The sequence below is a fragment of the Spiribacter halobius genome, from assembly GCF_020883455.1.
Lineage (GTDB): Bacteria > Pseudomonadota > Gammaproteobacteria > Nitrococcales > Nitrococcaceae > Sediminicurvatus > Sediminicurvatus halobius.
This window is the reverse complement of record NZ_CP086615.1, coordinates 2,512,313-2,537,347: the sequence shown is the minus strand read 5'-3', so window position 1 is coordinate 2,537,347 and position 25,035 is coordinate 2,512,313. Positions and strand designations below refer to the sequence as shown.

The window sequence follows — 25,035 nt, the reverse complement described above, 5'->3', positions numbered from 1 at the left end:
TACCAGGTGGGACTCGGTAAGGCCGCGGCGGAGCGCGACTAGGAGAATATGCATGAGCCGGCACCTGCGAAGTGTCGAAGATGACGAACCGGCGCTGTCGCCGCCGCTAGACGCATGCCTGTGCAATCGTTCTGGTGCACTCAATGGTGCGCAGGGCGGTCCCCAATTCGGAATCGCACCGCGACACGGCGCCCCGACGTGTGCGGCCCCCGTGGGGACCTTAGTCAACTCGGAAGATGGTGAGCTTTCGCCCGAGCGTTTCCTGGGTGCGCCGATCCCTCTCGCAATGGAGGCGAAGGCGTGGCAGGCCTTTGGGAAATCGATGGCGCGCTGCGGCAGGACAGGGCGCTGGGGTCCGTAACTAGGGGCGGGGAAGCTTGTTATGCGTACGATGCTGACCGAGAGAATGAATCTCAAACACCCTATCGTACTCGCGCCGATGGGGAGTGTTGCCGGTGGATCTCTTGCCGCTGCCGTTACCCGTGCGGGAGGGTTGGGATTGATCGGAGCGGGCTATGGAAACAGCGAATGGCTTGAGCGCGAACTCGACAAATGTACGGGTACTTCACCATTCGGAGTCGGTTTTATCACTTGGAGTCTGGCGCGCAACTCCTCCGCCCTAGACCTTGCCATCGACCGGTCGCCAGACGCGGTTATGTTTTCATTTGGTGATCACCGCCCCTACGTGAAGAGGGTTCGCGATGCCAGAGTGATGATCATCTGCCAGGTGCAGACGGTCCGCGATGCCCTGTACGCGGTGGATGCCGGCGCCGACGTCATTGTCGCTCAGGGGACCGAGGCGGGAGGGCACGGTCGTGACCGTTCGCTATTCTCCCTGCTGCCTGCCGTGGTCGACGCCGTCTCCCCTTTGCCAGTCCTCGCAGCCGGCGGCATTGTCGATGGTCGTGGCCTGGCCGCCGCGCTAGTGTTAGGCGCGTCGGGCGGGCTTGTCGGCACGCGTTTCATGGCGACATCCGAATCGCTGTTGCCTCGCATCGCAAAGCAGCGACTGGTTCGTGCCACGGGCGACGATACACGGCGCACGCGGGTGCCGGACATCGTCCGTGGTTACGACTGGCCTCCGGAGTACACCGGACGTGCCTTGTCGAATCGTTTCATCGAGTTCTGGCACGGCAGGGAGTCGACGCTTCACCTGAACCTTTCGGGGCAACGGGCTTTGTACAAAACGGCCGTGGCGGAGAACGATTTTGACCATGCCGTGATCTTCGCAGGTGAGGGGCTCGACGGTGTGAACAGCATCGAGCCGGTAGCCAGGGTGATGCAGCGGATGGTCGATGAAGCCGAGACCTGCCTGGCTTCGACGTCCTGCTTGCGGGCGTAAGAGGCCTCCTCGATCGCCGCGCCATGGTAACGGCTAAGGTCAGCACGGGTGCAGCTGAGCTGGCCGGTCAAGCTGGTAAGCATGATCACGACGGGGATCGGGGGCCAGACGTGGGGTTACCAACTTGCGCGTAGAAGCGGTGACGCGCCTCGGGCGTGAGATCTGAATACTGCTGGGGGCCGGGGAAGCTGCGCTCCCCTACGTCATACGCATATTGCCGCGCAGCCTTGACGAGATCCTCCGCCATATTCAGGTAGCGGCGGGTGTGGCGGGGCTGGAAGTCGGTGTAGAGGCCAAAAAGGTCGTGGAAGACCTGAATCTCAGCGTCGCAGTCCGGGCCTGCGCCGATACCGATGGTGGGGATGGTGAGGCGCCGTGTGACTTCCGCGGCGACGGTTGCGGGAACGAGCTCGAGAACAACGGCGAAAGCGCCGGCGGTTTCCAGGGCCTCAGCGTCGCGGATTAGCCGTGTTGCAGACTCAACGTCGCGGCCGTGGACTCGTGGGCCGCCCAGGGTGTTTGCCGACTGCGGCGTGTAGCCTACGTGCCCGCAGACTGGGATGCCGGCCTGGACCAGGCGATTGATCGTGTCGGCCATCTCGACGCCGCCTTCCAGCTTGACGCCGCCGATGCGCCCCTCCTGCATTAGGCGCCCGGCGCTGTGGAGGGCCTGCTCTGCTGAGGCGTGGTAGGTCATGAACGGCAGGTCGCCGATGATGAGGGCGCTCTGCGCCCCCCGGCTCACGAGGCCAGCGTGGTAGATGACCTGCTCCAGGGTTACCGGCAGGGTGGAGTTCTCGCCTTGGACGACCATGCCCAGTGTATCCCCGACCAGAATGAAGGGCACCTCCGCCGTGTCCACAATCTGCGCGGAGGTGTAGTCATACGCCGTCACGGCAGCGAAGCGCTGGCCCTCCCGTTTTCGCGCCGCCAAGCTGTGCGGCGTCACGCGTTTGCTCCTCAGCATGATCGTCCTCCCTCATCCTGATCCGATGCAGATGCAGCGTTTCACTCGATCTCGCTATAGTCAACGCTAAGAATTAACAATGAGATCTTAGTAATTACTGGGAGCACCAATGACGCTCGAGGACCTACGCATCTTCGTCGCCGCGGGCGAGTCGGCGAGTTTAAGCGCCCTGGCCCGACAGCTGGGCAGGACGCAGGCGTCAGTCAGCCAGCACGTGGCGCGGCTTGAGCGGGAGTTTGCGGTGCCGCTGATAGCGCGTAGCGCGCGCGGCATCGAGCTGACCGAGGCGGGGTACATCCTCTGGGAGCTGGCGCTACAGGGGCTGGACGCCATCGAACTCGCACGCGAGCGCATCCGCGCACTGCAGCAGGGCGAAACGGGTACGCTGACCGTCACCACAGGCGGGACGACCGTGCGCCATTTCCTGCGCCGTGCCATCGTGCGGTTCCGAGATGGCAACCCGGGTGTGAATCTGCGTTTCCTGCCGGCGGGTTCCAGTCGACGGTGCTTCGAGCTCCTACGCCTCGGTCGCGCAGACTTGGCGTTGGCGACCACCGGGGAGCGGGCGCCCGGCGTGGCGACGCGCACGCTGGCGTTCCAGCGCTTCTTCCTTCTGGTGGCGATGGGAGATCCGTTCGCGCAGCGTGAGCGCGTGTGCCTGGACGATCTGCGGGACATCCACTACCTGGGGCTCGCGGAGGGCATCGCTCACCGGGCACTGTTGGAGGAGGCGGCCGCGGCGCAAGGCGTGCACTTGGAGCCCGAACTGGCTTTCGACGACTTCGACACCGCAAGCATCTTTGTCGAGCTTGGTATGGGGCAGGCGATTGTACCGGCGGTGCAGGCACATAACTTCACCCGCACGGCAGAGGTCTGCGCCGTCCCGATCGAGGGGCTGCCGGAGGTGCCGTTTGGTTGGGGCTTCCGGCACCAGCGCCACATCCCGGCCACGGCGAAGCGGTTTGTTGAGGTCTTCGAAGGGGAGCTGGAATCCCTCGCTCGAATCCGCGGGGTACGCATTGTGACTGATGGTTCTGCGGTGGGTTGACCCGCTCAGCGGAGCGTTCTGAGGTCGATGCCTGAACCGGCATGGCGAGGGGAGGGCTCGCGCGCCGGGAACCTATTCCGGCTCACCTGCATCGCTCTGGGTGCGTATGACGCCACCCGCTGCCACCGAAGAGGACTACGCCATGAACACAGGACTGGCCCTGAGCGGCAGTGGCACCACTGCCGCCCTCTTGTGGCGAGCGTCACCCGGGCGCAGGAGGAGGGCGCGTTCGCGGAAGCGCCCCCACCGGCGCCCTGTCCTCAGACGAGCGAGCCAGTAAGCCCGCCTGACTTTATCCCCGGCCTCGGCACGCTGTATGTCGATGCACAGACGCGCCCCGCCGGCCCGTTCCTTCACTCCGACCGCGACGGCCGCCTAGCCTCCATAATCTACATGAATACGATCAATGCAAATGAGACTGGCGTTTCCTTTGACGCACTGGAGGTCGGGGCTCATCAGCTACGGTCGATCGGCATGCAATTCAACGCGGGCCACCACCGTGTGGAGGAACCCCACACACACGTGGTCGCTTATCACGCCGCCAACGCCCGGGCGAGGATTAACGAATGCTGTTGAACCGACGCCGTATTCTCCTCGGACTGGCGGGCGGCGGTCTCGCCGCCCTAGTGCGCCCTGGGCGGTTGCATTCGGCAGCCAGCGAGCTGATCGAGATGCGTGGCACGCCTCGCGGCGAGCGCGTTTGGTTCTCGCCACTGGGGGTGGCGGTCGCGCCCGGTACAACGGTGCGCTTTGCCAACCGTGACCGCGTGAACAGCCACACCGTGACCGCCTATCACCCAGATGTCCTCGGTCGGCCGCGACGGATCCCCGTGGGCGCTGAGCATTGGCATAGCGGGTTCCTACTGCCGCAGGAGGTCTTCGAGGTCACCCTCACCCGCCCAGGTGTCTACGATTACTATTGCCTGCCTCATGAACGAGCCGGAATGGTCGGCCGCATTGTAGTCGGTGGGCCCGGCGATCACGGCTGGCAGCCGGCGGCGAGAAGCCCCGAGGGCCTACCACCAGCAGCTGCCAATAACCTTCCGCCGGTGGCCGTGATCTTCGCCGCCGGCCGGGTGAACCGGGAGGCAGCATCATGACTGTGGACACTCCGGCCGGGCCGACACCGGACCCGGCTGTCGCGCCCCAGTCTCAGTGCTCGGCGCCTCCGGTGTCGTCGCAGTTGTCCGACGAGCTCATCATGCGACGCTATAACCGACGGCTGTTCCGAATCGCCCGAAGCGTGCTACTTGACGATGCGGAGGCCGAAGATGCCGTGCAGGAGGGTTACATCCGCGCGTATTTCCAGCTCGCGCAGTTCCGCGGCCCCGAGGGCTTCGCGAGCTGGCTCTGCCAAATCGTACGTAACGAATCCCTAATGCGCCTGCGTCGGCGCGCCCCTGCTTCGGACCCGCTGTCGGCTCTCGAGCGGCCCGCGCACAGAGAGGCGCTATGGTCGATCCGTGCTCACCCATGGCCAACCCGGAGGCGGCTCTGCACGAGGCACAGCTGCAGCGGCTGCTCGAAGCCGCTGTTGACGTGTTGTGCCCGCCCCGTTCCGGACCGCGTTCGTGCTGCGCGAGGTGGAGCAGCTATCAGTCGAGGAGACGGCAGCCTGTCTCGGCGTCGAACCCACCACCGTGAAGACACGAGTGCACCGGGCAAGCCGATTACTGCAATGGAATATGCCTGGGGAGCTTGTCAGTCTGTTTCCCCGCACGTTCGCCTTCGATAGGAGGCGTTGCGACCGGCTCGTGGCCCGCGTACTCGCGCGCCTGCGCCTGGGGTGAGGTGTTTACGGAATCGATACCCGGTTACCGATCGCGACAGCCCTCCCTGGCGAGCCATGCGAGGGACGTTCGCCCGCCGGTCCGGACATCGCCGCCAAGACTAGAAAAAAGGCATAGCCGGCAATATAGTGGCTACAGATCCGAAGAGCACGAGCCTCGGAGCGGTGCGCTGAAAGCGTCATACGCCAAGCATCGCAGGCAATTTGAGAAGTTCGGATCGTGCGTGACTAAGCGGACTGTGTCGGCAGCGTAACCTGCCGACTCGGTCTGCTATCGGTCGTTTGGTGAGTGTGTTGGAGTCCTGCTTCCACGGCTGGAGCGCCGTGGAGCTATGCGGGTTGCGTTCCGGAGGCAGCATGACGCTAGAAAGCTTTGCACCGCTGTCCAGGTTTGATGTCGCGCGGCTTGAATCGGTGCTCAGCCGTTATGCGGAAGGTTCTGCACGCGCATCTCACCTGCTTGAGCTCGCCAACAGAATCCATACGGGGGACCACGCGGATCCGGTAGTCATGCCACGTGACGTCGTCACGATGAACAGCACCGTGATCCTCACGAACGTGGCGGCGGGGAGGCAGTTCCGGTGCACGCTCGTATTTCCGCACGCCGCGGATTCGAGCACAGGAGCGGTTTCTGTGCTTGCTCCGCTCGGAGCGGCGCTGCTGGGTACGCGGGTGGGCAACACGTTCGAGGTTGCCATTCCGAGTGGAAGCTGCAAATACCGAGTCGATGAGCTTGTCTTCCAGCCCGAAGCGGTGAGGCGGTACGATCTCTGAGCACGCAAAGCACCGGTTCTGCCGCGCGGTGGTATTGGCGCAACGCTGCGAACAAACCCGCATGCCTTACGCCGATGATGATGTCTCACGAACGCCCTATGGCCTAAGCAATGAGCGACGAAGAGGGCTGCACAAGGGTGTGCATTGCGGGCTGCGCTATGAGGTCCGCGAGCCGCCGCCTCTAGGCCGATCTGGAGGCGAGTCCCAGAGCAAATCGGTCGTACCCAGCGGTGCCGCACCGTGCGGCCGGGAACGTTTCGGCATGGTGTCCATAAAGGGAACGAGCTGGGCGCGAACGATTGAGTGGATCCGACGAAGTTCCGTTACCGGGGCCGGGTGGTCATCGACGCGTAGGTCAATGCTCGGGTAGTCCTCGGCGCCCATAACTTGGAGAGCGGCGGATTGCCGCCCGCGTTTGTCGCCGCCAGTGCGTTGCGCGGCCTCCAGTGAGCGCAACAGGCGCTCATCTAATGGCCGATCGCCGCCGCGCGAGTAAGCGGCGCTCATAGCCGTGAGTACCACAGCGCCGGTAAGCGTGTTGCCTTGTACGGCGTGGTCACTTCTGGTCGTGTGCCCTGCCCAGTCCGGGCACGAGGAGCCAGTCCATGCCGTGGCGATGCCGTGAACCCCGATGACGCCTATCTGGCGATGGTCTGAACGCCAATCCTCGGCAAGAGCTTGATTCAAGGCGACGGCGGCCGAGCTGCCGTCGCGCATTCCGCGCAGTGTGGTGAGTGCGAGATAGGGGTTAACCCATGCCTGGGTACAAGCCGCGCCGACGCCGCGATGCAGAAAGAGACAGATGCTCCCGATAGCGGGAATGGCCGACGCAACCGCGCAACCGAGTTCACCGGTGCGATGGCATCTCGCCACTATGGAGTAGGTGCCTGCGAACTGTCGCATGGTGGGCTCCAGATTCAGGATTGGCATGCTACGCCCGAAATTTTGGATGCAGCCGCCATCTCGCTATCCAAGCCTCATGTCCGTGTTCATTGACGGCAATGCGAACGAGGCGAACGAACTGGTCGACAGTGCTCAAGGCTGGCTCAGTTCAGCTTAGCGGTTGATGGGCATTGCGGAGTCAGGAGTAACGCGCGATACGCCGGGCACGACCTCTCGCCCGCCGAAGCAAGGCTCCTCGAAGATCTTGGCAAAAGCGCGACAAACCATTAACCCCTAATTGGAACCGAGTCAGATGTGCGGCCACGCGACTGAACCATATCACACCCGGTACGCCTCATGAGATCCGGTATGGCGGAGCCTACGGCGTTTGTCAGCATATATCGGGCTGATCACTCAGAGGCACGAGTTACAGCTATGTTTCCAAGGGCATACCCTAGGATGCGACTAGGAAGTACATCGCGGTCGAGATCCGTGGCGATTCACCGCTGGCCGAATGCCCTGAACGCTAAGTATTTGGGGATAGGGAGGTAGGGATGGATACCGAACTCGTACGAACCTACTTAATGGTTCTTAACATGGGCAGCTTCATTTCTGCCGCGGAACGCCTCCACGTCAGCCAGTCGACCGTGAGTACCCGTATACGTATCCTTGAGGAACGTTTGGGAGCCCGACTGTTTGTGCGAAACAAGGGTGGAGCGAAGCTCACGGACGAAGGTCGGCGCTTTCACAAACATGCCGCCGCGATAGTCCGATCCGTGGAAGCGGCACGCCATGAGGTTGGCGTTCCCTCTCATTATGCTTCCTCATTAACGATTGGCGGGCGCTTTGGGGTCTGGGAGCAGTTACTCCTCCAATGGCTACCTGAGCTCCGGAGACAGTTGCCCGATATCGCGATTCGGGCGCAGATCGGCTTTGAGGATGAATTAATGCATGGACTGGCCGAGGGGCAGATCGACATCGCGGTGATGTACACGCCGGAAAGCCGAACAGGTCTTGTGGTCGAGCAACTTGTCGACGAGCAGCTCGTGCTTACGGGAACTGGTCGCCCGCCTGCCATGCCCGCGGACGAGAGCTACGTCTTCATCGACTGGGGGACTGCCTTCCGCTCCGCGCACAGCGTGAGCTTCCCAGACTATACTGGCGCGGGCCTAACTGCCAGCATTGGCTGGCTGGGGCTGCAGTTAATACTAAGTAGCGGCGGCTCCGGGTACTTTCCGAAGAGTGTCGTTACTGATTACGTAGCGAATGGCCAACTCCATGTGCATCCGGAAGCACCCCGGTTTGAGCTGAATGCCTACCTTGTCTATCTGCGAGAGCGCGAAAGTTCGGTGCTGGACGCCGCTATCGCCGGGATACGTAATGCCGCGCTCAATCTATGATAACGGGTCCGCCTTTGCTGGTCCCTAATTTTCGGCCCCGCGTCACATAATATATAACGCACCGGTTTTGTTAGTCAGGAGCCATGTTTTCGCAGTCTCTGCATGACTTGGCCCGGTAATGTTGCCCATTGCGCCTTTCTTTCCGCGGCCACATTGAGGGCCCGACATGGAGGAATCATTGACGATAAATTCCCATGAGTGTCGGTGCCACTGATCGGGTGCTTAGCTCAGCTTCAGTGCCAGTCTTCCCAGACTCACGCTCTTCGATCGGCACTTACGGATCTCCCTCAGTACCTCGCGTCCGGCACAAACCCCCTCAATTTCGTGTAATATTCCTTCCGCTTCAGGTCGCTAACTGACCTGCCCGGAATTAGGACCGGTTGGCGGTTGGCTCAGTCATAACGAGCACCGTCGCCCCGAATTGCACACCTACGCATGATGACTGATTGCCCCTCTTCGTGTTGCGCAACGCCCAGTTGCTCTCCGGAGGGAAGCTGTCGACGTAACCACGTTCGCGAGCGGCTGCCACGGACCTCTACGGGGTCAGCTGCTATCGTTCGCAGTTGAGTATCAATCCCTTCCGCGACGCGCTCCATTTCAGCATCGCGTCGACCATCGTAGCGTCCGTCGGGTCATCCGTGATCAACACTCGCGGAACACCAGCGTTGCGCACCGCGGTACCGATTCGGTGATGTCCTGCCAGCACCAGTGTGCGGCGTATGATCGACCGATCGTGTGGGGTCAAGGCACGGAGAAGATTATGAAACCCCTCGGAGCTTGAGATCAGGATTACATCGACTCCGGCGCGCAACGCGCTTCGCGCACGGGCCTGGTTGGCCTGCGACGGTCCGTCTCTTCGGTACACCTGAACAAACGTCACCCGCGCCCCTCGTTCGCGGAGCGCGTTCGCCAGAACGTTTCGCCCGCTCTGCGCGCGAAATATCGCAATGTTCCATTCTTCTAGGTCGACCGACGGAAACGAGGATAGAAAGGCTTCACTGTCAAAGGGCGTGCTGCCGCATACATCGACCTCGTAACCCCACCTATTGACCATGGCCGCGGTGCCTGGGCCAATCGCGCCGATAAGCAATCGCGCGGGCAGAGGCCCACGAGCATGCAGGTAAGCGATGCCGGCGGCCGCCGCGGCGGGGCTCGAAAACAGCAGTAGATGATACGCCTCTACTTTCTTCGTAACCGCGTCTAAAGTCGCCGTGTCGGCCGGTGGAAGAAGCCGAATCATCGGTGCTGTAAAAACATCTGCGCCGGCCGATTCGAGCGCCGAGGCAAGCGGCCCGCAATATGGCTGTGGCCGGGTAATCATGACTCTTATACCCGCTAGTTTTGGCGACGAGGAGTGTCTCTCACGGTCGTACACCACATCTACCTCCAGGAGGATTTGTTCACGCACATGTCCATCCAAGTTCCTTGGACCGCCGGTGAAAACTCGCTTTTGGCTAGGGATCTAGTGCCGGCAGCCGCTCTTCGACCAACAAGCTTCACTGGTCGGTTGGTTCTGGGAATCCCACGACGGACCGGATCGACAGGCAACCTCTGGCGGAAACAACGAACCGCGTAACGGTATCGGAATGATCTTTTTCTCGAGCTAAAATCGGACCAATTCACCTAGACCGCTGACAAGCAGCGTCACCCCTGCGACTTTAGCACCGATTGCTGGCTTGGCGTGGACGCGTCCTAGCGCGAATAAGTCAATGCGGACTAAGACACATGCCGCTTTGCGCATGTGATCGTACAGCTGCAAGCAACTGTGCATGGTTACGAGGTCAGCGGGCGTATCTACCCGATTCCCCTTCCGGCGCCTAGAAAACACGGCGGCGAGTGGCGCTAGGCGCAGCTCAAGAAAACCACCACATACTGGACCGGTGTGGAGGAGCAGTGGCGGGAGAGTCTGATGGTCATAGGATGTTACGAAGAAATTGAGCGCACGCGTCTCTTAGGGCACCGGTGACAACTACGTAGTGAGAGTGTGCAACGCCGAAGTGAGCCAATCCCGGGCGGCGTGCGAGGCTTGAACAGGGTCGCGTACTGTGTGGTCAGTTATGCTCGTCTCTTTCTACAAGGGATGGGCCATCAATCGGAGTCAAAGGAACTCCGCGATGGGTGCATGGCCGGAGTGCCCGACAACCCAACGGGGTTCGAGGGGGGTAGGGCGTTGGTGTGCCTGTCCCGTAGGTGCATTTCTGTTGTTCGGGAACTCGGCCGCGCCCTCGGTCGAGGGTGTGAACGGTACGAAGCAAAGCCTCGGGAATACCCGCGACGTCCAGACCGCTCGTGACGTGCGCATTGCAGAGTGAACCCGTACATAGTTTGTAAGGGCCGAGGGCGGCGCCTCGACGTCTGACGCATGCCGTATCGCGCTTCGCGGATCGGTTCGTCCTCGGAGACTGGAAAGCAAGGATAGCTTGACTGGCCGGTCACGTAGGGGTGCGCACAGTAGAGAACGGCGACGCTCCACGTGTATTCCGGCAGGTTCGTATGGAGCAGATGATGGTGGCACATGACGAGTGTCTTCGGTAAGCGGTGCGAGGGTGGCTATCGGCATGCGAATTGCTGCGGGCCCGGGTTGAATCGCGGCAAGCAGTAGGAAAACGATCACAGCAATCGGGATCACCGTGCAGATCGCGTCGTTAAGCGTGGACAATTGGGGGCGCACGGCCGTGCGGACGGAGCTGCTTCTGCAGAAAACGGGAGCTACGGAAATCGCGACGGCCGCGGCGGAAACAAAGGTGATGGACGCCCAGAAAATGGCACCGCGGAGGTCGGAAATGTGCTGGATGAGGGGATGAATCTGATCAAGCATGGAGCGCCTTCCATCCGAAAAGGGTCGCTTCGGGTCGCGGTTGATGGATCGGAGTTAGAAGTAACAAAGCTGCTGCATCCGGGAAGAGGGAATATGCGGAAGCTCCTTGGCGCGCGGAACGTCGGAGACGCTATGTAATCTGGGAATAGATTGCGGTGTCGAAAGAATACTGGCAAGCGAGAAATTCTGGCGCGTAATATCGACAAGATTGATAGAAATGTTGGTGGAGCCTTGCGACAGGAACCCGTGGCAGGTGTGGGGACATTACAGCGCGGGTGGGGACTTTGGTGCGCGGCTTGAGTGCTCCGATCGCCGCGTTATCGGCCGGTTTGCCGTGCTGATGGCTCCAGTCTACGTCGGACGCACAGCGTGGCAGGGTGCTGGGCTCGGTTGTCGGGATGAAGGCGGATGATGGCGTAAGCCAACTGGCGCATGCACTGCATGACGCGCTTCGCTTCGCTTGTGGCATGAGGTGTCGTCAGACGGCTGCGTTCGCGACGGATGCGAAGTTCACGGCAGCGGGCGAAGGTTATCCTGCCGGCAGGCGGTCGGGGTTCGTCGCGGGTAAGCGGCGTCCAGAGGTAGAGCCTATGGTTCAAAAAGCCAGGCCGGGGAGCCCTCGGAGACGCGCTAGCTTCAATGAAATTGTCGCACAGGCTCATCCGTGAACTCCGCGGAGTGTCGCTGTGCGCGAGCGCCCCTAACGGGCTCGATATGTATTGATACATGCCCAACGGAGGTACGTGCGTTGGTACAACGCCTCCCTGGCGTAATCGGCACCGCACAAACGATGAGTGCGCTGTCTCGGACCAGAATGCCCGGGTGGGTTTCGCGTGAATCTAGCGTTCGCCGGCGTGATACTGCGCCAGCCCGTCGGTGATCTCGTACCAGGGCGCCTTTGAGGCGACATGCAGGTGGGCACGAGGGCGTACCCCTGGGTCGTCGTCGAGTGTCCCGAGCGCAAGCGAGATCTCGCCGGGTTGGAGGTCGAAGCGGGTGATCAGGTTCGCCCCGCAGACGCGACAGAAGGTGCGGTGCTGGTCCGGCGAGGATCGGTACCAGGTTAGCAGATTGTTGCCGGCGACGAACTCCAGGTCCCTCGTGGCGAGGCGGGCGCGCGTGCGGAACGCCGCCCCGTGCGCCTTGCGACAGAAGCTGCAGTGGCAGTGCACGACATCCCGCAGCGGGCCGTGCACGCGGTAGCGAATACCACCGCACAAACAGCTGCCGTGCAGCACCTTCGGTGCCGCACGAGCAGCGCTCTCGGGCTGTTGTGCGCTCATCTATAACCCACTTCTTCGAGAAACTCGGCAATCGCCTCGGCAAAGCCAGCTGGGTTGTCCTCCTGCGCGAAGTGGCCGGCGTCCGGGACGTGGCGCAGACGGGCGCCTGGAATGGCTTCGGTCAGAGCCTCGCCCATGGACGGCGGGAGCCATTCATCGTGCTCTCCCCATAACACCATGACCGGCTGAGACAGCGCCGCAAGGCGCGGTACCAGCGGGCGCGCCAGGTGTTCGTCGTAGCACTCGACGGCGCGCCAGTACGCGGCAACGCCTTCCTGGCCGCTCCACGGCCACATGTAGGCGTCGATCACCTCCGGGGGCATGGGGTGCCGCGTGGTGCGCTCGATGTGGGCGCGGACCATGCCCTCAGCGATGTGCGTGGGCAGCTGCCTGAAGGTGCCGATGTTCTCCCGCGCCTGGCGCGAGAAGTCGGTGACGAAAGGCGGGATCACGGCGGCGTCGGCGAGCACCAGGGGGCCGAGCTCCAGTCCCTCCAGCAGCTGTGCTCGCAGCGCGAAGATCGGCGCGAAGTCGAAGGCGACGATCGCCGGGCGCTCATGGCCCCAATGCGCGACGAGCTCCACCAGGCGCCGTGGCTGTTCGTCCCAGGAGACGTTCTGCCCGGGGTAGCGATCGGAGGTGCCGAAGCCCGGCCAGTCGAAGGCATACACCGACCAGCGCTCGGCCAGGCGGGGTGCGATGTTGCGCCAGATCACCGACCAGTTCGGCGTGCCATGCAGCAGGATCACGGGATGCCCCTCGCCGAAACGTTCCCAGCGGATGCGGCCTTCGGGCGAGTGATACGTTTGAGAAAGGGACCATTCGATCATCGGGTCTCTCTCCTTCGTCACGCGGTGAGCGGATCCGGCGCGGTACGGAAGTCCTCGGCGGGTAGCGCCGGCAGAATCTGGCGGTCGATCTCGGGGTGGTCGTCGAAGTAGTGCAGGCGGATCGCGGCCAGGTCGACGGTGCTGGCGACCCCGGGGTAGTCGTAGAGCCGACGCGTGTAGGCGGCGAGCGCCGGGTAGTCCGTGAGGCGCCAGCGGCTGCAGCGCATCGCCGGGTGATAGGCGGCATCGAAGCGCACGAGCGTGCAGAAGAGGTGCCAGTCCGGCTCGGTGACCGACGTGTCGAGCAGGTAGGGTTGCTCGCTCAGGCGCTCCTCGAGTGCGTCCAGTGCCTCGAACAGCCGCACCACCTCCCGATCGTTCGCGGCCTGGGAGGCCGCAAATCCCACCCGGTAGACGGCGGTGCAGACGCGCTGGAGGACGAAGGCGTTCATGCGCTCGAGCTCACCGGCGAGCCCTGGCGGGCGGAATCGGACCGAGGCGTCGCCCCAGTGGTCGAAGGCGCGCTCGAGGATGCGCAGAATATCCCCGGACTCACGGTTGAGGATGGTCCCCGTGGCCCGGTCCCAGAGCATGGGTACGGTGACCACGGTCGTGGCGTGCGGGTCGCCTTGGGCATAGACCTCGTGCAGAAAGCGATGCCCATGCAGGTGATCGACGGTGCTCCAAGCGGAGTCCTCGAAACGCCAGGAATCCCGCCCCGCCATGCGGGGATGGAGCACGGACATCGACACGACCGACTCGAGCGCTTTCAGGCGTCGGTAGAGAATCGCCCGGTGTGCCCAGGGGCAGGCGTAGGAGACGTACAGGTGATAACGGCCCGGCTCCGCCGGCCGGGCCGGTTGGCCTTCGGGGCCTGGGCGTCCGTTCGGGGTGACCCAATCACGATAGGTGCTAGGGGCCGACCGCAGCCGCTGCAATGCCGGATCCCCCACATGGAGCTCCGGATGCCAGCGGCCCTCGACGAGTGCGCGTACGCGAGCCATGGCGTCAGGCCGCCGCCCGGGCCAGGGCGCCGAGCGGGCTCTCCCGACGCGCCAAGAACAGTCGCAGGCGCTCCGGGTAGCCTTCCGGCACGGCCGTGCGCACGGACGGCCGCGCGGCAAGCGCTCTGCGGTAAGTGGTCACCCGCTCGAGGCCGTCGAGCAGAGCAGGCTCACCGATAGCCTCGAAGGTGTCGAGGTAGCGGAAGACCGGCGCCCAGGCGGCGTCCACGAGGTGGAAAGGCTCACCGGCGAAATACGGCCCTTCGCCCAGTTGACGTTCCAGCCACGCCAGGCGCTCCTGGAGCGTGCGGCGACGGGCGCCGTGCGCTTCGGCATCGGGGGCACCGTAGAGCCCCGCAATGGCCGCCAGAGTGGCCGATGCGTGCTCGATCCAGGCCCGGTGCACGGCACGCGCCACCGGATCCTCGGGGTGCATCCGCCCGGGCGTCGTCTCTTCGAGGTACTCGCAGATGACCGCCGACTCGAAGAGCACCGCGTCTCCCACGCGTAGGACCGGCACGCGCCCCAGCGGCGAGATGGCTCGGAACCAGTCGGGCTTGTTGGCGAGGTCGATGTAGATGCACTCGTGTCCGACACCCTTTTCGGTCAGCGTGATCATGGCCCGCTGTACGTAGGGGCAGAGGTCGTGGCTGATGAGCTGGAGGCGCTGCTCAGACATGGCTTGCACCTCCGCTCACTGCGTGGTCGGCGGCACCCTGCCGGGATCCCGCACACCGCAGCCATTGAGGCAAGGTGCGCGAGGGATGCAGTGCAAAACGCCCGTCACCGAGCAGGAATTGGGCGAGGGCAAGCACCGTGAGGTAGAGCGGGTACTCCCAGCCTCCGCCTTCGTAGCCGAACATCCAGCCGTTGCCCCAGTGAGCCCAGAGGGCACCCGCGGGGATCGGGGTGAGGGCGAGCGCCGCCCAACGTGCCTGGATGCCGACCACGAGCATCGTGCCCCCGACCACCTCGGCGGCGAAGACCACGTGCCCAAGCCACCAGGGCAGGCCAAGGGAGCTGAAGAGCTCGGCGTTGCCCCCCAAGCCGAGCACCAGGAGCTTCAGTACGAGACTGTGCGCGAGGAACATCACGCCAAGCGCGACGCGCAGCAGCGTCGTGGCATAAGGGGCGAGATCCCGATCAATCATGGCGTTACTCCTATTCCGATGGGACGACCTGTAGCGTAGGAATGCGTTTGCGCATGCGGAATAGGCAGAAATCGAAGCTTCTGTTGCAATGGCGCAATGCTCGAGTGGGATGATCTCCGCTACGTTCGCGCTCTGGGGAGCGCGGGCACACTTGCCGGCGCCGCGGAGCACCTGCGCGTGCACGCCTCGACCGTCTTCCGCCGCCTTGGGCAGGTCGAGTCGCGCCTGGGCGTGCGGCTTTTCGACCGCCACCACGATGGCTTCAGCCTTACGCCCGCGGGTGAGGAGACGCTCGCACTGGCCGAGCGCATGGGTACCGAGGTGGAAGCCCTGGAGAGGCGGCTTGCCGGTCGCGACACGCGCCCGAGCGGCATCGTGCGAGTCACCACCACCGACACGCTCCTGCTCGGGGTGCTGGGTCCTGTGCTCGGTGGCTTCCGGGCCGAGAACCCCGCAATTCGTCTGGAGCTCGTCAGCGGCAATCCGTTCCTGAGCCTGAGCCGGCGCGATGCGGACGTCGCCCTGCGCCCCACGGCCGATCCGCCCGAAACCCTGGTGGGCCGGCGTATCGCGGAGGTGGCGACAGCCGTCTACGCGAGTCACGGGTATCTCGAGAACAGAGGTGCTGCGGCGCCTCTTCAGGAGCAGTGCTGGATCGCACCGGACGACAGCCTGGCGCACCTCGGCTCGGCACGGTGGCTACGTCGAGAGCTCCCGGGCGTGGAGCCGGTGATTCAGTGCAACAGCGTTGCAGGTATGCATGCGCTCACGCGCGGTGGTGTCGGGCTCGCACCGCTACCGTGCTTTCTGGGCGATCCGGACCCGGCGCTGGTACGGGTCACGCCGCCGCTGTCGCAGCTGACAGTTGGTCTTTGGCTGCTCACCCATCCCGATTTGCGCCGCGTGGCCCGCATCCGCGCTCTGCTGGACTTTCTGCATGCAAGGCTTCGTGACCAGAGCGCGATGCTTGCGGGCGACGTGCCAAGTCGACCCGCGGACTGAGTAAGGCTCGTCCAAGGTCTACTGGACTCAGAATCCGTGTGGCCGTGTACGTATATGCGGGTTCGGCACCCTCGGCCTTAAGGCACAGGCCACCCACATCTAGTCACGGCCACTCACTTCCGTTGCTCGCCCCGGCGCGGCGTTAGGGAGCGTCGCGACCAGCACATTTGCCGCGAGCATGGTGATGGCCAGCAGATAGAAAACCGCCCCGACGCCATGGCGGTCGGCTAACCAGCCGCCCGCGAGAGGGACGATCAGCGAGAGGCCCGACTGCATGCCAAACATGGCGCTGACGGCACTGCCATGCAGCCGGGCGGGCGTAATGTCCATCATCCAGCTGTGGACCACTGGCCGGATCGCGAACAGCACAAAGCCGAGCACCGAGACACCGACTATGAATACGTACTGATTTCGGGCGAGGGCTAGGAACACGATCACAAGCGTCGTTCCGGTGGCACAGGCAAGGACGATGGGGCGACGGCCGATGCGGTCGGACCATGCACCGGCTGCCGGTCCGGCGATGAAACCACCGGCCTGCAGCGCAAAGATGCCAATGCCGGTCATCAACGGTCCGACCTTCAGCACGTTCGCTAGGTAGATAGGGATGAACATCAGTAGGCCGTTCTGCGTCATGGAGCGAAAGCCCGTCATTAGGCATAGGCCGATGGTTGGGCGATGGGTGAACATCTGGCGCAGACCGCGGAAGTAATGTCTGGCCGTCATCCCCCCTGTCGGTGAGGCCTCAACTCCCGTGCTCGCCCGACCCAGCACGATTGCAATGGTGGCGGCCATTAGCAACGCGGGCACGCCGCCCCACAGCGCGGCCTGTTGCCATGTCAGGGCGGCCAACAGTGCGCCGATGCAGATCGGCGCCAGGCTGTCGCCCAGGGTCGCACCGAGGGTGTGAACGGACAGAGCAAAGCCGCGATTGCCCGGGTAGGCACCGGAGAGAAAGGAGATGGCGGCCGGGTGCCAGAGGTTGTTCGTCGCGCCGATCATGGCTACCAATGCCCCCAGCGCCACCAGTCCACCAGCGAGCCCGAACAGCATCAGAGCCAGGGCACCGACCACCAAGGCCACTACCTGGACAAGCACACGCCTCCCAACCAGGTCCACGAGCATCCCACTGCCAAAGTTGGCAGCGAACGCCATGGCGTGGAACATGGAGACGAGCAGGCCAGCCTCACTGTAGGTGAAGCCGAGGTCGCTCTGGAGATAGGGCAACAATAGGTAGAAGGTGGCGGCAATCCAGTGCGTTGCGCCATGTCCGAGTCCTACCACCCAGGCTGGGCCTTGCTCGCGGAGACCTACGCCGGCCAAGCGCTCGAACGCCGCTATCATGCATTCCCCTTCACGGCTGGAGTGAACACCGTAGATCTTGAAAATCTGCTTCCCGGACTTCGACATCTACTGTGCCGGGGGCGATCGAGGAGCGTAGTGAGGAGGGCCCCATCCGGCGCAATGTAATCGTCGCAAGTCCCACCAGAAAGTCTTCGAGTTGGCGCGCGCCGCGCGCTGCTCAATCTCTACGGTATCTGGGAACACCGTGCGGCCCACCGATGGTTGAGCGGCCTTTGTCCCTGTAATGGTGTAGGCGCATGATTTTTTCCCCTTCGAGCGTTACCAATAGGACCCAAGCCACGCAAGTCGGGCCATATGTGTCACGGATTCATCGCGACATGGGTTTTTCTGAATCAGTGAGCATCGGTGCCGACTTGATCGCCTCGTATTCCTCGGCCTACTCCTGAGTCTGCGCGGCACCCGAGAGCTCATGGGTGCGATTCGAGCCCACGCGCTGGAGCAGACGCGCTGCGCCATCTGTATTCAGCCGGTAGCGAAAGTCGGCAACAGCGGGATTCCCATGCTCGTTGGTGGAAAGCCCTGGATAATGCGCCTTGGCGGGCCGGCACACCGGTAGCGCCCGAGAGACGCCTTTGGGGGAGAAATACCGCATACAGTCCACAAGGTGCCCGGCGCCGGCGCCTCCGCCGCGCCCCGGATCGCCGGTCGTGGGGTCGTCTCCGTTCGCAGTGCACCTCGCTGCCGGTCGAGATTCGCTGCCACGCAATCGCGTCGTCGTCCTCAGCAACTGCGCAAAGCTCCTACACGGCCTGAACGGTCGACCGTGGGCGCGGCGCGCTGCCGCCGCCTTGCCCCGCTTGGTAGATGTCTTGGGGTACCTCACCGCGCTCGATATCCCTGGCGATGCACACTCCCATGTCCACCGAACTGTTCTCCGAGAGCTTGGCGCTATGTCCCACCGCGGCGACCGCCAGGCCCCCGTCGCACCTCGCCGCCCTCTTCGATATGGATCACTATCGGGCGCCTCTCGATTGCCTCGCGCTCCAAGTGGCGCCCGCCCATGCGGCGCAGTAGCGGAAGGTGGACTCCGCCGCGTATTGGGCGCGGTTAGCTCGTCGCCAGCGGCGCAATCCCCGACGGCACCTACGGCATCGTACTCCTTGATCACATAGCCGAGTTCCCGGTATCCAGGTTTGGTTGGAGCAGGCGCAGCGCCTCGAAAGCAGCCAAGTCAGTAAAGGGTCTTCCAGACCATGTTGCCGGCAGAGGTCAGCAGGAATGCCCCAAAGGCGTAACGAAGGGCCTTTGCGGGTATCGTGTGGGCCAGTCTCGCGCCAATGGGCGCGAGGGACGCAGTCAACGGCACGAGCAACGCGAACCCCAGAATGTTGACGTAGCCGATACTGAACGGCGGTAGCCGCGGGTCGCCGATTCCGGCAGCGACCGCTCCGAGCGTTCCGGGGATGGCAATGATCAGGCCGACGGCGGCTGCGGTACCGATGGCACGCCTGACTGGAAAGCTGAAGAGGCTGAGCACGGGCACGCTTAGAGTTCCGCCGCCGATTCCCATAACGGCGGAGAGGCCGCCGATTCCCAGGGCAAGGCTCTGCCGTCCGGGCGTACCGGGCAGGGCATTGCCTACCGCGGTGCTAGCGTTGGCTGTCCAGATCATATAGCCGGCCACGACCATGGCGGCGCAGGCGAAGATCAAGGTCAGTACAGCCGAGTTTACGTTACCGAAGAGGGCCATCCCGAATACCGCGCCGGCGAAGATCCACGGCCCCCAGGACCGCAAAAGCGCGACGTCCACTGACCCGCGTCGCCAATGGGAGCGGGAGGACGTTGAGGCTGTGAACACAATGGTCGCGAGAGAGGTCCCGACCGCGAGGTGCATGCGAATCGCGGGATCCACGTCCAGCCCCGCGAATGCCTGAAAGAGCACGGGAACGATGATGATCCCGCCACCGACGCCGAGAAGGCCGGCAAGAAGCCCGGCGGCTACGCCGGCCACTGCCATGGCGCCCGCGAAGTAGAGGTAGAGCTGGATCTGTTCCGCGCCCATGGTTCGCCTTTTCCTCTTGTGATGGTGCAGGACTCGTTCGTAACCGGGATCACCGCGCGCCGACATCGCCACCGGCGCCCCAGTCCCACTGCTTGAAGAGCGTATTCCTGACCGTGGTCAGGTGCTCGCGCATGCTGACGGCGGCCTGCTCGGGGTCGCGATCAGTGATCGCTTTGATCACCGCTTCGTGCTGGCGTGTGTAGGTCGCCTGCAGTTGCGGCGTGAGTGACGATTTGCGCAGCCGGCCCCATTCCGTATGACTTCTGGCCACATTCAGCAGATCGTAGAGGCGCTCGATGAGTCCGTTGTGGCTCGCCTGGCCAATGGCCTGGTGAAGGGCGCCATCCCACTTCTCCCAGGCCTGATGGTCGGTGACCGTCTTCGTTCGCGCCAGGCAGCGGTGGAGGTTCTCGAGGTCCGCCGAGGTCGCGTTGAGCGCAGCCAGGGCTGCGATACCCGGCTCGAGGACCAAGCGCGAGTCCATCAGTTCGCCGGGGCTCGTGTGGCGGCGGATGTCGTCGACGCTAATGGGTGCCGAGCGCCGGGACGGACCGGCGGTAATGACCGTGCCGACGCCGCGCTTGCGCCATATGATCCCCTCGGCCTCCAGACGCGCGAGCGCGTCGCGCACCGACCGGCGGCCTACGTCCAGCTCCCGCGCAAGCTCGCGTTCTGGCGGTAGCCGTCTTTCACCGTTGGCATCCGTTTCTCGCACGCGCTCACGGAGACGCTCGAGCAAGCTTTCCGCCCGCGGCTCAGGGGACCTACGTGATGGAACCATAATGGGACCAATATGCAACCAATGTGATGTGGTCCGGAATTATCGATGAAAAATAGGTAACTGGCAAATGCCATTTGACACATTGGTTCCTTGCCGCTAGCTTTCGGGCCAGCTGTCGAGGTCAGCCGCGTGGGCTGGCGGGTGAGACGTACAGAGTGAGATGCCCTCAATGACCGCTAACGCCAACCCCTACAATCGATCCCGCGAGCCGGTGTTCGCGACCGGCGGAATGGTTGCCACGTCGCAACCGCTGGCGGCCGAAGCGGGCCTGGCCATGCTTCGTGCCGGCGGCAACGCGGTGGACGCCGCCATCGCGACGGCGGCGACCCTGACGGTCGTTGAGCCGACGCAGAACGGCATCGGGGGCGATGCCTTCGCCCTAATCTGGGAAGGTGAGACGCTGCACGGCCTGAACGGCTCGGGGCGCATGCCGGCCGCAGCCACGCGGGAGGCGCTGGGACTGGGTGCCGACGATGGCAAGCTGCCACCCCACGGCTGGGCGCCGGTGACCGTCCCCGGCACCCCCCGCGCCTGGGCCGACCTGCATGCCCGATTCGGTCGGCTGCCCTTCGAGGAAGTGCTTGCGCCCGCCATCCGGTACGCCGGAGCGGGCGTTCCGTTGAGCCCGGTGGTCGCCGAGTACTGGCGAAGGGCGCGGCGTGTCTTCGCCGACTGCTCGGGACCGGAGCATGCGCCCTGGTGGCGTGTATTCTGTAAGCGTCCGGCCAGCACCCACTTCTCGTTGTGACGTCGCCTCGCCGATGATCAGCGCTCACGCATAGGCGGGCACTTGTGAGGTGCCCACTTGGAGGCGAGGTGGACACCATCGATGGGGATCAGACGCTGAGCCGCCAGCGCCGGCGGCGCTTCAGCATTGAATACAAGCGCCGCCTCGTTGAGGAGAGCCTCGAGGGCCCGGACTCGGTCTCGGTGGTCGCGCGCCGCCACGACGTCAACGCCAACCAGCTCTTCCGCTGGCGCCGGCTCTACCGCCTCGGGGAACTTGGGGCGCCGAGTGAGGGTTCGGCGCTGAGCCTGCTGCCGGTGCGCCTGGCCGCCTCCGAGCCGCCGCCGGTGCCGCCGGAGGTGAAGAGCGCGGCGCCGTCGGGCAGCCTGGAGATCGTGCTCGCCGCCGGCCACCGCCTGGTGGTGCGCGGCGCGGCGGACGCCGCGGCCCTGCGCGTCGCGCTCGAGGTGCTCGGGCGATGATCGCGCTGCCCTCGGGGGTGCGCATCTACCTGGTGGCCGGCGTGACCGACATGCGCAAGGGCTTCGACGGGCTCGCGGCGCTGGTGCAGCAGGCGCTGGCGAAGAACGCCTTCTCGGGGCAGCTGTTCGTCTTCCGCGGCCGGCGCGGGGATCGGATCAAGGTGCTCTGGTGGGACGGCCAGGGGCTGTGCCTCTATGCCAAGCGCCTCGAGCGGGGCCGGTTCATCTGGCCGCAGGTGCGCGAGGGGGCGGTGCACCTCACCGCCGCACAGCTCTCGATGCTGCTCGAGGGCATCGACTGGCGCCTCCCGCAGCGCACCTTCGACCCGCAATGCGCGGCCTGAATCGATCCGAAAAAGAGCGACTTGGCCGATCTGCCCGGGTATAATTAGCCGGTGCAATCCACCACTCCCCATCCGCCTGACGCCCTGCCCGTCGACGCCGCGGCGCTGCGCGAGCTGCTGCTCGCGAGCCGCGCGGAGCTTGCCGCCTCGCAGGCGACGGTGCGCCGCCAGGCCGAGGAGCTCGAGCGGCTGCGCCTGCAGCTCGCGAAGCTGCGCCGGATGCAGTTCGGGCGCTCCTCGGAGCGGCTGCAGGCGCAGATCGCGCAGCTCGAGCTCGCCATCGAGGCGCTTGGCGGGGAGCCGGCCGGGGAAGCGGTGGCGGCTCCCCCTGCCACCAAGCCGGCACGGCAGAGCGCGCCGCGCACCCCGCGGGCGCTGCCGGCGCACCTGCCGCGTGAGACCCAGCGCCATGAGGGCCCCTGCGCCTGCCCGAGCTGCGGCGGGGTGCTGGTCACCTTCGGTGAGGACGTCTCGGAGGTGCTCGAGTACGTACCGGCCTCCTTCCGGGTGATCCGCCACGTGCGCCCCAAGCAGCGCTGCCGCGCCTGCGCGGCGGTGGTGCAGGCGCCGGCTGCGGAGCGGCCCATCGCCCGAGGGCTCGCCGGCCCGGGGCTGCTCGCCCACGTGCTCGTGGCGAAGTACTGCGATCACCTGCCGCTCTACCGCCAGGCGCAGATCTATGCCCGCGAGGGCGTTGCCATCGAGCGCTCCACGCTCGCCGACTGGGTGGGCGCGGCGAGCGCGCTGCTCGCCCCGCTCGGCGAGGCGCTGGAGCGCCACGTCCTCGGTGGCGCGAGCCTGCACGCCGACGACACGCCGGTGCCGGTGCTCGATCCCGGGCGCGGGCGCACGCGCACCGCGCGCCTGTGGACCTACGTGCGCGAGGAGCGCGGCTGGGGCGGCGCGGCCGCCCCCGCGGTGGTCTTCCGCTACAGCGCCGACCGCAAGGGCATCCACCCCCAGCGCCACCTGGCCGGCTACCGCGGCACGCTCCAGGCCGACGGCTATGCCGGCTTCGGGGCGCTGTACGCCAGCGGGCGCATCGAGGAGGCGGCGTGCTGGGCGCACGTGCGCCGCAAGTTCCACGACGTGGCCGCGGCCACCGACTCGCCGCTCGCGCGCGAGGCGCTCGCGCGCATCGGCGCGCTCTACGCGCTGGAGGCCGAGATCCGTGGCCGCCCGGCCGAGGTGCGCCGCGCTGCCCGCGAGGCCCGCGCCGGCCCGCTCGTTGCCGGGCTCAGAACCTGGCTCGAGGAGATCCTGCGCACGCTCTCGGCAAAATCCGCGCTCGCCGCGGCAGCGGGCTATGCCCTTGGCCGCTGGGAGGCGCTTGCGCGCTACCTCGGCGACGGGCGGCTTGAGATCGACAACAACGCCGCCGAGCGGGCGCTGCGCACGGTCGCCCTCGGGCGCAAGAACTACCTGTTCATGGGCTCCGACCACGGCGGGGAGCGCGCCGCACTGATCTACAGCCTCATCGGCAGCGCCCGACTCAATGGGCTCGACCCCTTCGCCTACCTGCGTACGGTGCTCGAGCGCATCGCCGAGCATCCGATCCGGGAGATCGACGCGCTGCTGCCCTGGAACCTGGCCGCCGAGCTGGGCGACCATCGCCGTCAGGCTGCCTGAGCGAAGATCCCATGACCGAGCCCCCGCCACCGGCACTGCCGAACATCGAGGCCCTGATCGAGGAGGATGGCCAGATCACGGTCGGCCACCTCGACCCGGTCGGCGTCGTCGCCATCGCCAACGACGAGCACAACGCCCTGGCCATGCTGCGGCGTCGCCGGGGTGAGAACCTCGCCGCGCTGCTGCGCCGGCTCGACGCCGCCGTCCACCTCGCGCTCGAGGAAGGCGAGCGCACCGACGAGATCAACCCGCCGCGTTAGACCATCCGCCGGCCTGCGCAAGGGGTGGTCGTCGTACGCTTACTGTATTCTTTCCCGACGGGTTTGCGCCGGTTGCCGGGGCTCGCTGGGCGAGTGAAGGCCATGCGACGACGCTCAAGCGGATTGCCGAGTCGAATGCCACGGCGTTCTATGAGGGCGATCTGGCCGAGGCGACGGATGAATTTGCCCGCGCGACCGGCGGTTTCCTGCGTGGCGAGGACCTCGCCGCGCATCGCAGCGAATGGGTGGAGCCGATCGCCTGCGACTACCACGGATACCGAGTCTGGGAGATCCCGCCGAACACCCAGGCGATTGCCGCGCTGCAGGCCCTTGGAATCCTCGAGGGCGTGGACCTTCCGCGCCATCGGGAGGATGAGCACGGGCTCCACCTACAGATCGAGGCGATGAAGCTCGGCTTCGCGGATGCGCTCGCTCATATCGGCGAGCCGGGCACGATGCAGGTGTCGAGCGATTCGATGCTCGCGGACGCGTACATCGCGCGAAGGCGAGGGGCGATCGGTGAGGAGGCGAGCGACCCGGTCGCGGGTATGCCCGGCACGGGCGATACCGTCTATCTCGCCGCGGCCGATGGCGAGGGCATGATGGTGAGCTTCATCCAGTCGAACTATCAGGGCTTCGGCAGTGGCCTGCTCGTGCCGGGGACCGGCATTGCCCTCCACAATCGGGGCTGTGGCTTCTCCCTGGAGCGCGGGCACCCGAACGAGCTTGCGCCCGGCAAGCGTCCCTATCACACCATCATGCCCGGGTTTCTCGGGCGCGCTGACGGCGAACCGGTGGGACCATTCGGCGTGATGGGCGCCTTCATGCAGCCCCAGGGGCATATGCAGATGGTGCTGAATACCGTCGATTACCGCCTGCACCCGCAGGCCGCCCTGGATGCGCCGCGCTGGCGCTGGACAGGGGGGCGGAGTGTGCAGGTCGAGCAGAGCATGCCCGCCCACGTCGTCAAATCCCTTCTGGCTCGCGGTCACGACATATCGGTGGCAGCAGACGATACCGGTTTCGGCCGGGGTCAGATCATCTGGCGCAATCACGATGGCGTTCTCGTCGGAGGCTCCGAGACCCGCGCCGATGGCCAGGTGGCGGCGTTCTGAACCCAATCTCACGGTGGCTTGGCCCGACTGCGACCGGGTACAC

At 64.9% G+C, this 25,035-nt stretch carries 23 protein-coding genes and 2 pseudogenes; 14 read left to right on the top strand and 11 right to left on the bottom strand.

The features are described from left to right. The first annotated feature begins 382 nt into the window (after window positions 1-382). The gene (locus tag LMH63_RS11550; protein WP_109679989.1) at window positions 383-1,342 is read left to right on the top strand and encodes an NAD(P)H-dependent flavin oxidoreductase; all 960 of its coding nucleotides are present in this window, start codon (window positions 383-385) and stop codon (window positions 1,340-1,342) included. Window positions 1,343-1,427: 85 nt separating this feature from the next. Here the strand turns inward: LMH63_RS11550 and panB are convergent, their stop codons facing one another. Next, window positions 1,428-2,309: a 3-methyl-2-oxobutanoate hydroxymethyltransferase gene (panB, locus tag LMH63_RS11545; RefSeq protein WP_109679988.1), complete on the bottom strand. Its 882-nt coding sequence runs from the start codon at window positions 2,307-2,309 to the stop codon at window positions 1,428-1,430. Between the two features lie 109 nt (window positions 2,310-2,418). Between panB and LMH63_RS11540 the strand changes: the two genes are divergently transcribed. The 5 genes and pseudogenes from LMH63_RS11540 (at window position 2,419) to LMH63_RS11530 (ending at window position 5,920) form a co-directional block, all read left to right on the top strand. Next, a complete protein-coding gene (locus tag LMH63_RS11540) occupies window positions 2,419-3,357 on the top strand; it encodes a LysR family transcriptional regulator (RefSeq protein ID WP_109679987.1) in 939 nt (312 codons plus the stop codon). Between the two features lie 566 nt (window positions 3,358-3,923). After that, complete coding sequence (locus LMH63_RS11535) at window positions 3,924-4,457, top strand: plastocyanin/azurin family copper-binding protein (RefSeq protein WP_109679986.1); 534 nt, start codon at window positions 3,924-3,926, stop codon at window positions 4,455-4,457. Beyond that, a pseudogene (locus LMH63_RS19515) lies at window positions 4,454-4,699 on the top strand (sigma factor); the annotation flags it as partial. The gene LMH63_RS11535 and the pseudogene LMH63_RS19515, both read left to right, overlap by 4 nt. A 202-nt stretch (window positions 4,700-4,901) precedes the next feature. Then, the gene (locus LMH63_RS19510) at window positions 4,902-5,147 is read left to right on the top strand and encodes a sigma factor-like helix-turn-helix DNA-binding protein (RefSeq protein WP_109679985.1); all 246 of its coding nucleotides are present in this window, start codon (window positions 4,902-4,904) and stop codon (window positions 5,145-5,147) included. A gap of 356 nt (window positions 5,148-5,503) precedes the next feature. Next, window positions 5,504-5,920: a GreA/GreB family elongation factor gene (locus LMH63_RS11530; RefSeq protein WP_109679984.1), complete on the top strand. Its 417-nt coding sequence runs from the start codon at window positions 5,504-5,506 to the stop codon at window positions 5,918-5,920. A 156-nt stretch (window positions 5,921-6,076) separates the two neighbouring features. Here the strand turns inward: LMH63_RS11530 and LMH63_RS19505 are convergent, their stop codons facing one another. Then, complete coding sequence (locus LMH63_RS19505; RefSeq protein WP_109679983.1) at window positions 6,077-6,823, bottom strand: DUF1028 domain-containing protein; 747 nt, start codon at window positions 6,821-6,823, stop codon at window positions 6,077-6,079. A gap of 533 nt (window positions 6,824-7,356) precedes the next feature. Between LMH63_RS19505 and LMH63_RS11525 the strand changes: the two genes are divergently transcribed. Then, on the top strand, window positions 7,357-8,202 hold the full coding sequence (locus tag LMH63_RS11525; protein ID WP_109679982.1) for a LysR family transcriptional regulator: 846 nt from the start codon (window positions 7,357-7,359) through the stop codon (window positions 8,200-8,202). A 550-nt stretch (window positions 8,203-8,752) separates the two neighbouring features. Here the strand turns inward: LMH63_RS11525 and LMH63_RS11520 are convergent. The 6 genes from LMH63_RS11520 to LMH63_RS11495 form a co-directional block, all read right to left on the bottom strand. Further along, window positions 8,753-9,523: a uroporphyrinogen-III synthase gene (locus tag LMH63_RS11520; RefSeq protein WP_109679981.1), complete on the bottom strand. Its 771-nt coding sequence runs from the start codon at window positions 9,521-9,523 to the stop codon at window positions 8,753-8,755. Between the two features lie 2,336 nt (window positions 9,524-11,859). Then, window positions 11,860-12,303 carry a GFA family protein gene (locus LMH63_RS11515; RefSeq protein ID WP_199225742.1) on the bottom strand — a complete coding sequence of 148 codons (444 nt, stop codon included), beginning with the start codon at window positions 12,301-12,303 and terminating at the stop codon, window positions 11,860-11,862. Continuing rightward, window positions 12,300-13,133 carry an alpha/beta fold hydrolase gene (locus LMH63_RS11510; RefSeq protein ID WP_109679979.1) on the bottom strand — a complete coding sequence of 278 codons (834 nt, stop codon included), beginning with the start codon at window positions 13,131-13,133 and terminating at the stop codon, window positions 12,300-12,302. The genes LMH63_RS11515 and LMH63_RS11510 overlap by 4 nt, the downstream gene beginning before the upstream one ends. A gap of 17 nt (window positions 13,134-13,150) precedes the next feature. Continuing rightward, complete coding sequence (locus LMH63_RS11505) at window positions 13,151-14,137, bottom strand: glutathione S-transferase C-terminal domain-containing protein (protein ID WP_109679978.1); 987 nt, start codon at window positions 14,135-14,137, stop codon at window positions 13,151-13,153. Window positions 14,138-14,141: 4 nt separating this feature from the next. After that, window positions 14,142-14,816, bottom strand: a complete 675-nt coding sequence (locus LMH63_RS11500) for a glutathione S-transferase family protein (protein ID WP_109679977.1) — start codon at window positions 14,814-14,816, stop codon at window positions 14,142-14,144. Further along, a complete protein-coding gene (locus LMH63_RS11495; RefSeq protein ID WP_109679976.1) occupies window positions 14,809-15,288 on the bottom strand; it encodes a DoxX family protein in 480 nt (159 codons plus the stop codon). The genes LMH63_RS11500 and LMH63_RS11495 overlap by 8 nt, the downstream gene beginning before the upstream one ends. 96 nt (window positions 15,289-15,384) lie before the next feature. On the opposite strand from LMH63_RS11495, the gene LMH63_RS11490 reads away from it, so the two are divergent. After that, entirely contained in the window at window positions 15,385-16,290 is a 906-nt protein-coding gene (locus LMH63_RS11490) for a LysR family transcriptional regulator (protein WP_109679975.1), read from the top strand. A gap of 99 nt (window positions 16,291-16,389) precedes the next feature. Here LMH63_RS11490 and LMH63_RS11485 read toward each other — a convergent pair whose 3' ends face one another. From LMH63_RS11485 to LMH63_RS11475, 3 genes are all read right to left on the bottom strand, one after another. After that, entirely contained in the window at window positions 16,390-17,697 is a 1,308-nt protein-coding gene (locus LMH63_RS11485; RefSeq protein ID WP_109679974.1) for an MFS transporter, read from the bottom strand. A 1,126-nt stretch (window positions 17,698-18,823) separates the two neighbouring features. Further along, a complete protein-coding gene (locus LMH63_RS11480; RefSeq protein ID WP_109679973.1) occupies window positions 18,824-19,654 on the bottom strand; it encodes a sulfite exporter TauE/SafE family protein in 831 nt (276 codons plus the stop codon). Window positions 19,655-19,703: 49 nt separating this feature from the next. Next, a complete protein-coding gene (locus LMH63_RS11475; protein WP_158280465.1) occupies window positions 19,704-20,393 on the bottom strand; it encodes a FadR/GntR family transcriptional regulator in 690 nt (229 codons plus the stop codon). A 211-nt stretch (window positions 20,394-20,604) separates the two neighbouring features. Here LMH63_RS11475 and LMH63_RS11470 point away from each other — a divergent pair, with 211 nt between their 5' ends. The 6 genes and pseudogenes from LMH63_RS11470 to LMH63_RS11445 form a co-directional block, all read left to right on the top strand. Further along, window positions 20,605-21,183, top strand: a complete 579-nt coding sequence (locus LMH63_RS11470; RefSeq protein ID WP_109679971.1) for a gamma-glutamyltransferase — start codon at window positions 20,605-20,607, stop codon at window positions 21,181-21,183. Window positions 21,184-21,251: 68 nt separating this feature from the next. Further along, on the top strand, window positions 21,252-21,644 hold the full coding sequence (gene tnpA, locus LMH63_RS19385; RefSeq protein WP_146205305.1) for an IS66-like element accessory protein TnpA: 393 nt from the start codon (window positions 21,252-21,254) through the stop codon (window positions 21,642-21,644). Beyond that, complete coding sequence (gene tnpB, locus LMH63_RS11460) at window positions 21,641-21,988, top strand: IS66 family insertion sequence element accessory protein TnpB (protein ID WP_109680413.1); 348 nt, start codon at window positions 21,641-21,643, stop codon at window positions 21,986-21,988. Before tnpA ends, tnpB begins: the two co-directional genes overlap by 4 nt. 84 nt (window positions 21,989-22,072) lie before the next feature. Then, window positions 22,073-23,617, top strand: coding sequence for an IS66 family transposase (gene tnpC / locus LMH63_RS11455; RefSeq protein ID WP_373317936.1), 1,545 nt, complete (start codon window positions 22,073-22,075; stop codon window positions 23,615-23,617). 11 nt (window positions 23,618-23,628) lie between these two features. Further along, entirely contained in the window at window positions 23,629-23,877 is a 249-nt protein-coding gene (locus tag LMH63_RS11450) for a hypothetical protein (RefSeq protein ID WP_109680411.1), read from the top strand. Window positions 23,878-23,969: 92 nt separating this feature from the next. Continuing rightward, window positions 23,970-24,992 (top strand): annotated as a pseudogene (locus tag LMH63_RS11445) (gamma-glutamyltransferase family protein); the annotation flags it as partial. Window positions 24,993-25,035: the final 43 nt, after the last annotated feature.